The 15166-nt window shown below is 44.6% G+C and carries 11 protein-coding genes and 1 riboswitch; of the genes, 6 read left to right on the plus strand and 5 right to left on the minus strand.

Annotation, left to right across the window (positions count from 1 at the left end):
- Positions 1–18: 18 nt before the first annotated feature.
- The 5 genes from FNC98_RS05740 to FNC98_RS05760 all read left to right on the plus strand — a co-directional run bounded on the left by FNC98_RS05740 (position 19) and on the right by FNC98_RS05760 (position 5519).
- A complete protein-coding gene (locus tag FNC98_RS05740) occupies positions 19–363 on the plus strand; it encodes a hypothetical protein (RefSeq protein ID WP_143580355.1) in 345 nt (114 codons plus the stop codon).
- Positions 364–807: 444 nt separating this feature from the next.
- Positions 808–1857 carry a helix-turn-helix domain-containing protein gene (locus FNC98_RS05745; protein WP_143580356.1) on the plus strand — a complete coding sequence of 350 codons (1050 nt, stop codon included), beginning with the start codon at positions 808–810 and terminating at the stop codon, positions 1855–1857.
- A gap of 137 nt (positions 1858–1994) precedes the next feature.
- Positions 1995–2648 carry a c-type cytochrome gene (locus tag FNC98_RS05750; RefSeq protein WP_143580357.1) on the plus strand — a complete coding sequence of 218 codons (654 nt, stop codon included), beginning with the start codon at positions 1995–1997 and terminating at the stop codon, positions 2646–2648.
- A gap of 14 nt (positions 2649–2662) precedes the next feature.
- Positions 2663–4009 carry a cytochrome-c peroxidase gene (locus FNC98_RS05755; protein WP_221932921.1) on the plus strand — a complete coding sequence of 449 codons (1347 nt, stop codon included), beginning with the start codon at positions 2663–2665 and terminating at the stop codon, positions 4007–4009.
- Complete coding sequence (locus tag FNC98_RS05760; protein WP_143580359.1) at positions 4002–5519, plus strand: parallel beta-helix domain-containing protein; 1518 nt, start codon at positions 4002–4004, stop codon at positions 5517–5519. Before FNC98_RS05755 ends, FNC98_RS05760 begins: the two co-directional genes overlap by 8 nt.
- Positions 5520–5610: 91 nt before the next feature.
- Here the strand turns inward: FNC98_RS05760 and FNC98_RS05765 are convergent, their stop codons facing one another.
- The 3 genes from FNC98_RS05765 to FNC98_RS05775 form a co-directional block, all read right to left on the minus strand.
- Positions 5611–6033 carry a GNAT family N-acetyltransferase gene (locus tag FNC98_RS05765; protein ID WP_143580360.1) on the minus strand — a complete coding sequence of 141 codons (423 nt, stop codon included), beginning with the start codon at positions 6031–6033 and terminating at the stop codon, positions 5611–5613.
- A gap of 132 nt (positions 6034–6165) precedes the next feature.
- A complete protein-coding gene (gene ilvN / locus FNC98_RS05770) occupies positions 6166–6666 on the minus strand; it encodes an acetolactate synthase small subunit (RefSeq protein WP_143580361.1) in 501 nt (166 codons plus the stop codon).
- Positions 6666–8390 (minus strand): acetolactate synthase 3 large subunit, encoded by a 1725-nt coding sequence (locus FNC98_RS05775; protein ID WP_143580362.1) that lies wholly within the window; start codon positions 8388–8390, stop codon positions 6666–6668. Before FNC98_RS05775 ends, ilvN begins: the two co-directional genes overlap by 1 nt.
- Positions 8391–8769: 379 nt before the next feature.
- Here FNC98_RS05775 and astB point away from each other — a divergent pair, with 379 nt between their 5' ends.
- The gene (astB, locus tag FNC98_RS05780; protein WP_143580363.1) at positions 8770–10107 is read left to right on the plus strand and encodes an N-succinylarginine dihydrolase; all 1338 of its coding nucleotides are present in this window, start codon (positions 8770–8772) and stop codon (positions 10105–10107) included.
- Between the two features lie 100 nt (positions 10108–10207).
- On the opposite strand, the gene ltaE is transcribed toward astB, so the two are convergent.
- On the minus strand, positions 10208–11245 hold the full coding sequence (gene ltaE / locus FNC98_RS05785) for a low-specificity L-threonine aldolase (protein WP_143580364.1): 1038 nt from the start codon (positions 11243–11245) through the stop codon (positions 10208–10210).
- A 1708-nt stretch (positions 11246–12953) separates the two neighbouring features.
- Complete coding sequence (locus FNC98_RS05790; RefSeq protein ID WP_143580365.1) at positions 12954–14903, minus strand: TonB-dependent receptor domain-containing protein; 1950 nt, start codon at positions 14901–14903, stop codon at positions 12954–12956.
- Positions 14904–14931: 28 nt separating this feature from the next.
- Positions 14932–15102: riboswitch (cobalamin riboswitch) on the minus strand.
- Positions 15103–15166: the final 64 nt, after the last annotated feature.

The following is a 15166-nucleotide window of genomic DNA, read 5'->3' on the forward strand; positions in this document are numbered from 1 at the left end:
TGGTTTTTAACAAACCCTGTGTATCCATGGTTTGAATGTCAGGAAGAACAACAGAAAAGGAAGGACTTCGCAATATCGATTAACACTTGCAGTGCAATTGGTATTATCAATTCAGCGACGAAAGATTTTGCAGAGTTTCAGGATTATTGGCTTGAGCAATTTTCGCTGCAGCAAGCGAAAGCAAAACAAGTGAGGGATTCGCCAAGCATCTACACCTACAACGAAGATATCTTACTTCATCAAGAATTATTGTTTAAAGCGGGTGAGTCAGGTAGCTTCCTGATCGCGTATCTTGGGGTGGACGGCACATACCAGCACAATCGCCAACATTTTGTCGATTTTCTGTCAAAGAATGGATTATAAATAGTAGAAAAAAGATTTTAAGATAGTAGAAAAAGGATTAGATATGCACATTTTCAAACAAGCATACCTAATCCTATTTTCTTACAGAAATCAAAAACAAACCTGATTTTTTACCTCACATTTGCTTTCTATGTACCCATCCTTAGGTGCACTAAAATTAACCTTCTAGAACAAATATTCTAATTTTGGTTAGATATTAACCACGGTTAAATCAGGGACTAAAATCCCAAATAATTCCTTTGCTGTCAACAAGATCGGACCAGTTAAATTAGAGCAATCAATCTAATTGTGCCGTATTTTTAGACAAAGATTCTGAAAAACAAACATTTTTTGTTTTCACTAAAAATTGACTCAATTGCAATATGGCAAATCACTGGCAAATGCTTAGGTGCAATGTTAATCTCTGCCCACATTCAAACAGCAACCCGGTTTTTCTTCCCTTAAATGAGTTCATTGAACCTGTTCTTAAGTCACTTTGCTTTTGCCCAATTTACCCTGGCATTTTTGATTCTTTTTCCCCGAGCAAAGCAGTCATTGCAGGTACGTTTGTATTGCATCCTGATGGCGACCGTAATGTTGTACCTGATCCCACAGATGTTCGGCACCTTGCCGTTGTACAGTGTTGCCTGGGTAGTGGTCTTTGTTGCATCGAATATCTTACCCGGGGTGTTTTACCTAGTCGGCTTGAGTGTATTTAGTGACCGCATTGAGATAAAACCCTGGCAATATTCACTGGCCTTCCTGCCCCTGGCATTAGCCTCAATGGCACAAATTTTGTTGGCGTTGAATAATCCGCCGCCCGATTCAATAGCCATGTTGGCATCGGTCATTAAAGTTTGCGTCATGCTGATTGAGCTAGGGCTAATGTCCTATGCATTGTTTATCGCCCTGAAATTCTGGCGTGACGATTTGGTTGCTGAACGTCGTTTTATCCGCGGTTCTGTCATTAGTTTTTGCGCAGCATATATCTTATTGGTGATTGTGGTAGAGCAACTATTAGGGGTGAGCGGTCTCTGGTTGATTACCGGTAAGCTCGGTATGTTGGCCATTCTTGCAACCGGGTTAAATATCATGTTGTTGCAAACCAGACCTAACTCCATGTTCGAACCGCCTAAGCAAAATGTCGAAATAGTTGATAGCAATGAGGCACCATTGCAACAACTCGAACAAGCAATGCGAGAAGAAAAGTTGTATCAACAGGAAGGTTTGACCATAGCAAAACTTGCCCGCCATTTGGGCTTTGGAGAACAAAAACTGCGGTCGTTAATCAATGGCGTTTTAGGTTATCGGAACTTTAATGACTACCTGAATTTTTTCCGTATCGAAGAAGTCAGCAAGCAATTGCTGGTGCCGGAAAATTCATCAACGCCAATCCTGACGTTAGCTATGAATAGCGGTTTTCGATCGCTAAGTTCGTTCAATAAGGCGTTTAAAGACACCCATGGTGTCACCCCAAGCCAATATCGTAAAAATAGCGGGATAACCTATAAATAATGCGGGTTTTCAAGGAATCCGTCAGACTTTTTTACGAATCCGTAAGCATTTAAATCTGCAAATTGTATAGTTGAACCAACTACGATTGAAGATAGAACATATTGCAGACCTCAAAGGTGACTTTCGTGATAAGTAAAATGACAAAAACAATTTCCTCTTTTTTTACTTTGGGATTCCTGTCTCTGGTTTTTAATTCGGCAATGGCTTTTTCTGAAGCTCAGGGTGATGCCGAAAACGGTAAAAATCTATATCAAACCTGTGTCGCTTGTCATGGTGATAAAGGCCAGGGTAATGACGCCATGCAAGCACCATCGTTAGCAGGTCAGTACACCTGGTATTTATCGATGCAGCTGGATAATTACAATGCCGGCAAACGTGGTACCCAAGCAGGTGATACTGCTGGTATGCAAATGGTACCGATGGCGAAACTGGTTGCCGATGAAAAAGCCAAAGCTGATGTATTGGCCTACATTGCGACCTTCGAAGTAGAAGCTGCTGCTAAACCTGAACTAGATGCCGATACCCTGCGCAATGGTAACCGCCAATACACATCACAGTGTGCAGCCTGTCACGGCAATAACGCTAAAGGAAACGAAGCGTTAAAATCACCAAATCTCACCACACTTTCAGCAGATTACTTAACTCGCCAATTACAAAATTACAAAGCGGGTATTCGCGGCTATCATCAGGATGATAAATACGGTCGTCAAATGCGTATGATGGCTAACACCATCAGCAATGATAAAAATCTCAAGGACATCGTTTCATTTATCCAAACCTTAGATAAATAATTGAGATGAAATTTATGATTGCAGTTAAATCTAAATTTCAAAACCTGATAAGTTTAGGAATCGCCCTGATCGCAGGACTGTCTTTGGCACTGGTATTCGCCTCCATGTCAAAAGCTCAGGCGAGCGACGCGGCGAACTTCGAATTAAAGCAACATTGTCCACCAAGTTTTGAGAAAAACGCCAAAGGCCATTGCATGCTGCGCACCATGTACGAGTTTTATAACTCGGTACAAAACCGCGGCGTAGGCGGCACCCAAACCTCATTGCCTGATCATCGTGATGGCTTCACTCCGGCGCAAATCGATTTAGGTCGTTACTTGTTTTTCGATCCGTTATTGTCAAAAGATGGTTCACTATCCTGTGCCAGTTGTCATCAGCCGGACAAAGGCTTTAGTGATGATATGGACAGAAGCGTCGGTGTAACCGGGGAGAAAGTGCCGCGCAGTGCACCAACCTTATGGAACGTGGCGTTTTTAGATAGATTCTTCTGGGATGGTCGTGCCGATACCCTGGAAGAGCAAGCCGTTGGCCCATTGTTTGACCCAAAAGAGATGGGTAACAACCCGCAACAGCTATTGGCATCGTTGCGCGGCAATGACAGCTACCCGAGCATGTTCAAACAGGCATTTCCAGAAACCGAGCAAATTGAAATCGAGCAAGTGGCAACTGCTTTAGCGGCATTCCAGACCTCATTAATTTCACTGAACTCGCGATATGATCAATATGCCCATGGCTTTCATGATGCATTGAGTGAAAATGAAATTAAGGGGATGAATATTTTCCGTTCCTTCGTGGCAAGGTGCGCTGAGTGTCATCAACCGCCACTGTTTACCAATAATCAAATTGCGGTGATTGGTACGCCAGAGCCAGAAGGTATGCCTTTTGACCCGGGTGCGGAAGTGCCATTCAATGACAAGCGTATGCGTGGCGGGTTTAAAGTACCCACGCTTCGCAATATTGCCAAAACCGCGCCATACATGCATTCTGGTGGTATGAAAAGCTTAAGAGAAGCGGCAGGATTTTATACCAAGGGCCGTGGACATGCGGTGCCGGAAGGGGAAGAGTTAATCATTCATTGGCATATTTGGGAACCAAATCTGACCGATGAAGAACTGGACCGAATTGTCGATTTTCTCCATGCTTTAACGGATGAAAGTCTGACACCGCAAATACCATCGGTTTTACCATCAGGTTTGCCAGCGGTAGATGCAAAATATGCAGCGAGTCTGCAGAACAATAAAGTTTTATCAGGGGATAAACCGATGCCTTCAGTGAGCAATAATAAAAAGTTGGGGGCATCATCCATTAACAATCAACAACAAGAACACACAGAGGAAGTAAGCGGAGATATTTATGAGTAAAGGAAAGGTTATATTATCGGCAGTACTGATTGCTGCTGCCTTTGCTGGGGGCACGTATTATGGCGGTAAAAATAGTGCGCCAGTGATCACCTCAAGTGCTGGTGGCGCGAGCTTTACCGGTGGTTACGACAAATCGAAGGATATCCAGGCTCAGGCCGGAACCACAGAAGTTGTCGACTTAAAAGCTACAGGTAATGTTATCGTCGTAAATGAAGGTGAGTTAATCATGGACGCGGTAAAAGCTGCGCAACCAGGTGACACCATTCAAATTATGCCAGGTACCTATCACGAAACCGTTTACGTCGACAAAGAAAGCATTTCTTTAGTAGGTGTTATTAAAGAAGGCGAGCGCGCAACTTTAGACGGTAAAGGCGTGCTCAATGATGCGATTTTATATTCAGGTAACAACTTCGTTGTTGAGAACCTGAAAATTACTCAATACAAGGGTAACGGTATCATGGGTCAGGCGGGTAACAACTTTGTGATCCGCAACAACGTAATCGTTGATACCGGTATCTACGGTATCTTCCCGCAACTTGGTAAAAACGGTGTGGTTGAGCACAACGTAATCTCTGGTATTGAAGATGCGGCGATTTACGTTGGTATGAGTGACAATATTCAGGTTGCATACAACGACGTATTTGAATCGGTAGCCGGTATTGAAATCGAAAACTCTCGTCATGCCATTGTTGAGAACAACTATGTTCACAACAACACCGGCGGTATCCTGGCGTTCATCACTCCGGGTCTGCCAATCAAAACCACCTATGACGTTATTATCCGTAACAACTTTGTGGTTGATAACAACCACGAAAACTTCGCAATTCCAGGCTCTATGGTTGCGATGATCCCACCAGGTTCAGGTATCGTAGTTTGGGCTGGCGATGATGTCATCATTGAAGGCAATATTATCACTAACAACAAAACCGCAGGTATCCTGATTTCTGACCATATCTCATTTGGTAATGCTACTGGTGACCCAGACTCAGAACCTTACCCAGATCGTACTATGATTTTGGATAACCTGATGATGGATAACGGCTACGACACCATTGATGAAGTCAAAGCGTTAATGCTAACTGAGTTCAAACAAGGTAAGCCGGATATCGTAAAAGTTGGTGGTGGTATCGATTCATGTATCATCAACCGTCACCGTTATGTGACCGTTGGTGTAGATGATTGGAAAGAGTGTGATTTCACCAATACTGACAACATTGACACTTATCTGTTAGATTCTCCAGTTCCACCGCGTGATATCGACCCATCTGAGCGTGGTAAAATTGCTTACCTTGGTATCTGTACTGGTTGTCATACCTACTCAGGCACTATGATTGGTCCTCCGGTACAAACCATCCAGGCATTGTACATGGATAATCCTGAAGGCTTAGCTGAGTGGATTGCCAACCCAACCAAGAAGCGTGATGACTTCCCGGAAATGCCACCGCAAAACTATCTTGATGAAGAGACTCGTCTAGCGGTAGCAAAATACATGTTATCCGCTAAAAACTAATCCGTTAGTTTATGCATGAAAAAGCCAGGTATTTGACCTGGCTTTTTTGTACCTGTTAATTACCTAACAATAGATATTCAAGAAAATGAGGTTATTCGCAATGGCGCCAAATCATGGGCACTAGTTCGTGGTTTTTACGGTAGGCCTTAAAACGCAATTGTAGATCTTCTGGTAGGTCAATCAATGACACGGCGGTAAAGCCATTTTTGGTATACAAGGGGCTTAGTTCGGGTGCACAAAAACATATGAGTCTTGGGTAATGTTTCTGACATTCGATAAGTAATTTTGTCGCAAGACCTTGATGCTGCCAACATTCTGCTACGACCAAAGCATGCAGAAACGAATGACTGTCTTTAAAAGAGATAATAACCGAGGCAATGATGTCCTGATTATCGCGGACCAGGTAGGTCATGTCGTCACCAAGAAAGCGGGCGGAATAGCGCTGCTGCTTGTAAAAGCGTTGAATCGCTTTTTTATCGGATTTATCGGCGGTTTCGATGAAAAAATCTGACATGGAAAATCGTATAGGAAATCGAGTTGGAAATTTTAGGGGGACAGAGTCGTTAACTTATAAGGTGTAAACTACTGATAATTATCAGTAATGTTTTTTGATAATTGACTCTGACCCTCATCAAAAGCGCTTCGGTTAAGAAGCGCGCAGGGCTTTTTCGCCGCGGGCAATGCCGACGGTGCCGGAACGAACCACTTCGATGATTTCCGTCTCATGGCTCAGGATTTTGATAAATGCTGAGGTTTTTTCCTCATCGCCGGTAAGCTGGATGGTGTATATCTGCTTACCAATATCGATGACATCGCCGCGGAAAATATCGGCAATGCGTTTTACTTCAGTACGAGCTTTGTCGCTCATCGCCAACACTTTAACTAAAACAATTTCACGTTCAATGTGAGCACGCTCGGTTAAATCGGCAACCTTGATAACATCAATAAGCTTGTTTACCTGCTTAGTGATCTGCTCAAGTACTTTGTCATCTCCGCGAGTTGTAATGGTGATACGGGACAAACTGGCGTCATCGGTTTGCGCCACACTTAAACTTTCGATGTTATAAGCACGTTGCGAAAACAATCCGACAATTCGGGATAAAGAGCCGGGTTCATTCTCCAGCAAAATAGATAGAATACGGCGCATTAGACTTTCTCTCCCTTTTTCAGCCACATTTCATCAACCGCGCCAAAACGCACTTGCATTGGGTAAACGTGTTCGGTTTCATCAACCAATACATCGACGAAAACCAGACGATCTTTCAGTGCAAATGCACGTTCCATTGCTTCATCGAGCTCACTTGGGTGATTCACCTGAATGCCCACATGACCATAAGATTCCACCAGTTTTACAAAATCCGGCAATGACTCCATATAAGAAGACGAGTGACGGCCACCATAAATCATGTCCTGCCACTGTCTTACCATACCTAGCGAGCGATTATTTAAGGAGACAATTTTTACCGGAAGGTTGTATTGCAAACAGGTGGATAATTCCTGAATGTTCATTTGAATCGAACCATCACCCGTAACACAAACCACATCTGCGTCAGGGAATGCAACTTTAACGCCCATGGCGGCAGGGAAACCAAAGCCCATGGTGCCAAGGCCACCGGAGTTTATCCATTGGCGAGGTTTATCAAACGGATAATACTGCGCTGCAAACATCTGGTGCTGACCTACATCAGAGGTAACGTAGGCTTTACCTTCGGTATGCTTATAGATGGACTCGACCACTTCCTGGGGCTTAATACGCTCAGGGTCTTTTTCATAGCTGAAGCTGTTCAATGAACGCCATTCATTAATTTGCTGCCACCAATCGGCATAAGCGTTTTCATCACGTTGATGGTTGGCTTCATCTAATCCTGCCATCAATTGATCAATGACGACATCAACCAGACCAACAATTGGAATGTGAGCATTGATGGTTTTAGAAATCGACGTTGGGTCGATATCAACATGAATGATGGTGGCGTTTGGACAGAATTTCTCAACCTTGTTGGTTACCCGATCGTCAAAACGAGCACCAAGGGCAAGGATAACATCGGCATTGGCCATGGCCCTATTGGCCTCAACCGAACCATGCATACCAAGCATTCCAAGGAAATTAGGGTGTAAGCCACTCAGACCACCAAGGCCCATTAGGGTATTGGTGGTTGGCGCATTTAAACGTTCTACTAATGCGGTTAGTTTGTCGCTGGCATCAGCCAAAACGATACCGCCACCGGTGTAAATAACCAGACGCTCAGCGCCTAAAATGGTGCTAACCGCTTTACGAATTTGTTTGCTGTGTCCCTTGACATTCGGGTTATAGGAGCGAAGCTTTACTTCTTTATCTAACACAAATGGCGCCGTGTTATTCGGCATTAAGATGTCTTTCGGTAATTCGATAACGACCGGGCCTGGTCGGCCGGTTTCTGCCAGATAAAAAGCCTTGGCAAGGACATTAGGTAATTCAACAACAGAGCGACAGTTAAAGCTGTGTTTAACAATCGGGCGGGAACAACCGATGATATCGGTTTCCTGGAAAGCATCGTCGCCAATTAACTGTGATGGAACCTGGCCAGCCAGAACTACCATAGGAATGGAATCCATATATGCAGTTGCAATACCGGTTATGCAATTGGTATTGCCAGGACCTGACGTTGCCAACACCACACCGGTTTTACCGGTAGCGCGGGTGTAGCCATCTGCCATATGGGTGGCAGCTTGCTCGTGACGGACGAGGATATGTTCGACTTTGTCCTGCTGAAAAATCGCGTCATATATATCCAAAACTGACCCTCCGGGATAGCCAAAGATGTAATCCACCTCCAACTCGGCCAGGGCCTTAATCAATAATTGGGAACCACTGTACAACTCTGTTGTCATTTTTTTTGCCTTTTTTTAAGCCTGAAAAAATAAAAAACCCTCGGTGGTTAGGCGAGGGTTTCGTGAATTTTTATGCGTTTCTTAATTATTCAGTCAAAACCCGGCCCTTGGTAATAAAACCACGACCAGCAGGAGAGTGATGACTGAGTTAATAAATTTCACTGTAGATTTATAATTAAGAATTGTTCATTTATATTTAAGTGGTTTGTTTGGTGTTGTCAACAACTAATTAACAATTGGCCGAAAAATTCGCAATTTTGCTCCGAACGTGCCATTTACAAGGGAATTTAAGTCGTTACAATAGCTGCAAAATTTAACAAACAATGACAAAAACTGAACAGATTTTTGTTGAGTATTAAACCACCAAATGGGGCGAAGTATGAAGAGTTTTGAAGTAAATTTTGACGGCTTAGTTGGACCAACCCACAATTATGCGGGTTTATCAGAAGGAAATGTTGCATCGCTTTCCAATGCCCAGGACTTATCCAGTCCGAAAAATGCAGCTTTGCAAGGTTTGAAAAAGATGAAGGCCCTGCACGATATGGGCATGGTTCAGGGTGTGCTGGCGCCTCAGGAACGTCCAGACATTTTCTCTTTACGTCGTCTTGGTTTTAGTGGTGACGATGCTTCAGTACTTGCGCAGGCAGCAAAAGTTTCTCCAGCGGTATTGTCTGCCTGTTGTTCAGCATCTTCGATGTGGACTGCCAATGCTGCGACGGTATCCCCGTCAGCGGATTCTGCGGATGGTAAAGTGCATTTCACGCCCGCCAACTTAACCAATAAGTTTCACCGTTCATTAGAGCCAGAAACCACAGGTAATATCCTGAAAGCGGTTTTTAATGATGACAAGGTATTCGCGCATCACTTACACCTGAATGATAACGACCACTTCGGTGACGAAGGTGCGGCGAACCACACGCGTTTATGTTCTGAATACGATGAAGCTGGTGTGCAGATTTTCACTTTTGGTCGCTATGCGTTCAACCGCTCTAAGCCGATGCCAATCAAATTCCCAGCGCGTCAGACATTAGAAGCCAGCCAGGCAGTAGCCCGTTTGCACCAGCTGGATGACAGCCGTGTGGTTTATGTTCAACAAAATCCTGCGGTTATCGATCAGGGTGTATTCCACAATGATGTTATTGCTGTCGGTAACCAAAACGTATTGTTCTATCACGAGCAGGCGTTTTTAAATACCGATGAGTTCTTAGGCGAGCTGCGTCAGAAGTTCAGCGGTGACGATTTACATTGCATCAAAGTAAGCAGTGATGATGTAAGCGTATTGGATGCGGTAAATACGTATCTGTTCAATACTCAAATTATCACCTTAGCGGATGGCACGATGGCAATCATTGCACCGATGCACTGTCATGAAAATGAGCGTGTTAAAGCTTATTTGGACAATTTGGTAACGCAAAATACCCCGATCAAACAGGTCAAATATTTTGACGTTAATGAGTCAATGAAAAACGGCGGTGGCCCGGCGTGTCTGCGTTTGCGAGTGGCGTTAAAAGAAGCGGAACTTGCCGCAGTAAATCCAAACTGTGTGATGAACGATGAGTTGTACGGCACACTAGTGAACTGGGTTGAAAAGCACTATCGTGATCGTTTGAGCTTTGATGATTTGCGTGATCCAAACCTATTGGTTGAATCCCGTGCTGCACTTGATGAATTAACGCAAATCTTAAATATTGGTTCTGTGTATCGCTTCCAACGTTAATGACGGAATCTATTTTTAATAACTTAAGAAAGGGCTTGTCGTATTTAATGACAAGCCCGTTTTGTATCTGCTCATTTTTGAGCTTTCCACTTTAATCTGCTTATTCGGCTGTTACCTGCGACATAATCGTCAAAATGTCTTCCAGGCTTTGCGCAAAGTACACCACGTCGGCATCGCTAATATCGCGATGACAAACCAACCGAATTTCATCGCCAGCGCTTATCAGAATGCCTTCTGCTTTAAGAAGCTGAGCAACTAAGGCTGGATTGAAGCTATCTGCTAATTTGAAATACAGCATATTGGTATCGCAGGCGGTTACAGTAACGCCGTTAATGCCCTGCAATTTCGAGCTTAATTCCTGGCATCGCTTATGATCGTTTTTAAGCTGAGCAACATGATTGTCGAGGGCATAATCCATCGCCGCTGCAATAATACCTGCCTGACGCATGCCGCCGCCTAGCATCTTTCGCCAACGTCTGGCTTTACTGATAAAGGCTTCACTGCCGCAAAGTACAGAGCCCATGGGCGTGCCCAGGCCTTTGGAAAAACATACGGAAATTGAATCGACGTAATGGCATAGCTGTTTCAAATCAATATTGAGTTCAGTCAGAGCATTAAATACCCGGGCGCCGTCTAAATGCACACTTAACTGGTGCTCATTCGCCAAATCCCTGATGGCTTTAAAGTATTCAACGGGGATCACTTTCCCGTGATGGGTATTTTCCAGACTAATAAGCTTGCTCATCGCAAAGTGTTGATCGTTGGGTTTAATCACCGCTTTAATCGCATCAGCAGCCAGACTGCCATCGGCGGATACCGGAATCGGTTGCGGCACAATGCCACCAAGTGCCGCGGCGCCACCGGCTTCATATAAATACGTGTGATAATGCTGACCAACAATATACTCTTCGCCACGCTGACAATGGGAAAGCAGGGCACAAAGGTTAGATTGGGTGCCTGAGCTCACTATCATCGCGGCTTCAAAACCACTAAGTTCAGCCATTTTTTGCTCAAAAGCATTCACGGTTGGGTCGTCGCCATAAACGTCGTCGCCGAGTTGAGCAGCCGTCATGGCATTTAGCATTTCCGGGGTAGGGCGGGTAACGGTATCGCTGCGAAAGTCGATATAAGTAGTCATGGTTTGCTGTTTGTCCGTGGCGATAAGGGTATCGCATCATTAATGTGGAGATGTCAGCAAGATTAATATGGATAAGTGGAAGCTGCAAGCTAGTAGGGAAAGAGGAAAGAGGAAAGAGGAAAGAGGAAGAAAGTTCTGACACCATCAAAATAGCTCAGAAGCTTTTTACCACGTCATCTCCTTGAAAAAGGAGATCTCAAGCTCAGACCAAGGCTTTGATTTCCAGTCGTAGCTGGAAATGACCGGAGTCTATGACGCTAGCTCAAAATTTTCTACCACGTCATCTCCTTGAAAAAGGAGATCTCAAGCTCAGACCAAGGCTTTGATTTCCAGTCGTAGCTGGAAATGACCGGAGTCTATGACGCTAGCTCAAAATTTTCTAACCACGTCATCTCCTTGAAAAAGGAGATCTCAAGCTCAGACCAAGGCTTTGATTTCCAGTCGTAGCTGGAAATGACCGGAGTCTATGACGCTAGCTCAAAATTTTCTACCACGTCATCTCCTTGAAAAAGGAGATCTCAAGCTCAGACCAAGGCTTTGATTTCCAGTCGTAGCTGGAAATGACCGGAGTCTATGACGCTAGCTCAAAATTTTCTACCACGTCATCTCCTTGAAAAAGGAGATCTCAAGCTCAGACCAAGGCTTTGATTTCCAGTCGTAGCTGGAAATGACCGGAGTCTATGACGCTAGCTCAAAATTTTCTAACCACGTCATCTCCTTGAAAAAGGAGATCTCAAGCTCAGACCAAGGCTTTGATTTCCAGTCGTAGCTGGAAATGACCGGAGTCTATGACGCTAGCTCAAAATTTTCTAACCACGTCATCTCCTTGAAAAAGGAGATCTCAAGCTTAGGCCGAGGCTTTGATTTCCAGTCGTAGCTGGAAATGACCGGAGTCTATGACGCTAGCTCAAAATTTTCTAACCACGTCATCTCCTTGAAAAAGGAGATCTCAAGCTCAGACCAAGGCTTTGATTTCCAGTCGTAGCTGGAAATGACCGGAGTCTATGACGCTAGCTCAAAATTTTCTAACCACGTCATCTCCTTGAAAAAGGAGATCTCAAGCTCAGACCAAGGCTTTGATTTCCAGTCGTAGCTGGAAATGACCGGAGTCTATGACGCTAGCTCAAAATTTTCTAACCACGTCATCTCCTTGAAAAAGGAGATCTCAAGCTCAGACCAAGGCTTTGATTTCCAGTCGTAGCTGGAAATGACCGGAGTCTATGACGCTAGCTCAAAATTTTCTAACCACGTCATCTCCTTGAAAAAGGAGATCTCAAGTTTAGGCCAAGGCTTTGATTTCCAGTCGTAGCTGGAAATGACCGGAGTCTATGACGCTAGCTCAAAATTTTCTAACCACGTCATCTCCTTGAAAAAGGAGATCTTAAGCTTAGGCCGAGGCTTTGATTTCCAGTCGTAGCTGGAAATGACCGGAGTCTATGACGCTAGCTCAAAATTTTCTAACCACGTCATCTCCTTGAAAAAGGAGATCTCAAGTTTAGGCCAAGGCTTTGATTTCCAGTCGTAGCTGGAAATGACGGGTTGATGATGCAGTTAGAAGGCTTTGGCCAGGAACAGCCTATATGCCGAAAATGCAAGGAGCTATTTTCGGTGGAAGGCGGGAGGTGGAAGGTGGACGATGGTTGGAAGGTGGGAGATGAAGAGCAAAGCGGCATGAATCGATTCCATGCCGCTTAAATCGAAAACTGGACTAGAACTTGTAAGTTACCCCAGCATAGCCGTTGATGCCGTCAGCAACATACTGGCTAACGGTTTGATATTCACGGTCGAAGATATTGTTCACTTTAAAGTCGAGCTGCAAATCTTCGATAACCTGGTACTGTACGCCAAGGTCAAAACGGGTGAAGCTTGGTAGCTCACGCATACCACTGTCATAGCTCTTGTCACGATAACTGGCGATGGCAGTAAAGTTATAATCTCGCCATTCATACCCTAAGGTGTAGTTCGCGGTAAGCGCCGGACGACGAATAAGGTCGGCATCGGTAACCGCATCTTTGGCATCGGTATAAGATACCGCCAGGGTATTCGTGGTTGCACCAAGCAGTAACTCAAGTGTGCTCTCAATGCCTTTGATTTTCGCTTCATTGACATTACTAGGCTGCCACAAACCAAACTCGTTTGGTGCCCAGGCAATTAAGTTATCAATATCAGAATCGAAAGCGGCAAGCTCCAATTGGCCAAAATCGAAAGAATAACGGACAAGTAATTCATTACTGCTCGCTTCTTCCGGTTCCAGATCCGGGTTACCACTTCCTGGCCAGTATAGGTCGTTAAAACTTGGCGCTTTAAAGCCAGTGCCGCGGTTCAGACTTACCAATAGGTTTGGCGATACTTTGTAACCAGCGGATAGGTTGTAAGTGGTTTTGTCACCGATTTTCTCGATATCGTCATAACGAACCGCACCTTCCAAAATCAACGAGTTAATGGTTTGACGGCCTTGAACGAAAACGGCAGTGACATCGCGACTGTCGATTTGCCACTCCTGAAATCCTTCAGTCCAGGGGTCTTTATCCTGGTTGGTACTGACTTCTTCGTTGTACCAGTCAAGGCCAAGGTTTACTCGAAAACCATCGGCAACACTAAATTGATTAATGAAAGCGACTTGCTGGCGCTTGGTAGTGATTTCATCACCGTCAGCTCGGTCAATGCCATTACCGAATGTCTTGGCGGAGTTTTCGATAATTGCTAACGATAAATTGGAAGTGATAGCACTGGTTTCATAAACACTGGCAAGTTTGATATGCGAGTTTTCGCTGTCCTGCTCATTGGCGTAAAATGCCGGGCAGGATTGCGATGGGTCGTTCCAGCAAGGTGAATCGGGATAGGAAGCATCGTATTCATTATTGCTTTTTTGATAGCGGCCCACTAATTCCAGGCGTAAATCGTCATTGATATAGGATTCACCATTTACCGACAGATTCATGCGTTCAAAGCCATCTTCATCTGGCTCGTTGATGTCATAAAGATTGTTCGAATCCGATTCAAATATATTAAAACCATCGCTCTGCTCAGCATTCACGCTCAGGCTTAAATTGTGATCGTCATTACCAAAGCCAATACCGGCAAAGCCCTGCAAATAGCCATGGCTACCAATACTGGCGCCAACATTACCTGAGCCATGGGAATAGTGCTTGGTGAATATCTGAATCACGCCGCCGATTGCATCACTGCCCCAAAGGGATGAGCGAGGGCCTTTAATGATTTCAATGCGCTCGATTTGCTGTGGCGCAATTTGTGAAAAGTCGGTTAAGCCAAGGGTTGCAGAATTTACCCGTACCCCGTCGATGAGAAGAAGCGTTTGGTTGGAATTACTACCGCGGGTAAATACGAAACTGGCTTGTCCCGGACCGCCTTGAGATGTCACTGACATACCCGCAACTTGATCAAGGATCTCACTGACATTTTTTGCCTGCAGACGTTCGATATCGACCGAGGTGATCACCACGTTTGACGATAAGCTTAAAGATCTTGGTTCTTCGCTGCGATTAGCGGTAACTAAGATTCTATCTTCAACGGACGATATTTGTTCGGCATTCGCTTGTTGCATTACCGAGGTGTTAGCGATTAAGGCTAGAGACACAGCGGTTACAGGCAACGCAATCTGATTGCGTCGATTTGTTTTTATTGCTTTAGATTTCATTTTTTCCTCACACAAGGCGCCCACCGCACCTGAAAAAATTCGCTGAAGCTGGTCTCCGGACTTAAAACGACAGTTATAAACCACCATTTATCACCGTTGCGGGGGCAGTCCAGGATTTTGGGCGATAGCCCAGCACCTGATTCCCTAATTGCTCGTTCTAACAAACATTGCCACGAGCACTTCAGCATTCACTTCACTGACCTAATGGTCAGTACCACATTTTGCCTGCAAGTTTTATGCAGGCAAATTCCTTTTATGGGGTC

Source organism: Thalassotalea sp. PS06, from assembly GCF_007197775.1.
Taxonomy (GTDB): Bacteria; Pseudomonadota; Gammaproteobacteria; order Enterobacterales; family Alteromonadaceae; genus Thalassotalea_A.

What these genes read in the sequence shown, in the direction of transcription:
- FNC98_RS05745 (WP_143580356.1), top strand. Translation starts at nt 808, where the DNA reads ATGAGTTCATTGAACCTGTTCTTAAGTCACTTTGCTTTTGCCCAATTT.
- FNC98_RS05750 (WP_143580357.1), top strand. Translation starts at nt 1,995, where the DNA reads ATGACAAAAACAATTTCCTCTTTTTTTACTTTGGGATTCCTGTCTCTG.
- FNC98_RS05755 (WP_221932921.1), top strand. Translation starts at nt 2,663, where the DNA reads ATGATTGCAGTTAAATCTAAATTTCAAAACCTGATAAGTTTAGGAATC.
- FNC98_RS05760 (WP_143580359.1), top strand. Translation starts at nt 4,002, where the DNA reads ATGAGTAAAGGAAAGGTTATATTATCGGCAGTACTGATTGCTGCTGCC.
- FNC98_RS05765 (WP_143580360.1), bottom strand. Translation starts at nt 6,033, where the DNA reads ATGTCAGATTTTTTCATCGAAACCGCCGATAAATCCGATAAAAAAGCG.
- ilvN (WP_143580361.1), bottom strand. Translation starts at nt 6,666, where the DNA reads ATGCGCCGTATTCTATCTATTTTGCTGGAGAATGAACCCGGCTCTTTA.
- FNC98_RS05775 (WP_143580362.1), bottom strand. Translation starts at nt 8,390, where the DNA reads ATGACAACAGAGTTGTACAGTGGTTCCCAATTATTGATTAAGGCCCTG.
- astB (WP_143580363.1), top strand. Translation starts at nt 8,770, where the DNA reads ATGAAGAGTTTTGAAGTAAATTTTGACGGCTTAGTTGGACCAACCCAC.
- ltaE (WP_143580364.1), bottom strand. Translation starts at nt 11,245, where the DNA reads ATGACTACTTATATCGACTTTCGCAGCGATACCGTTACCCGCCCTACC.
- FNC98_RS05790 (WP_143580365.1), bottom strand. Translation starts at nt 14,903, where the DNA reads ATGAAATCTAAAGCAATAAAAACAAATCGACGCAATCAGATTGCGTTG.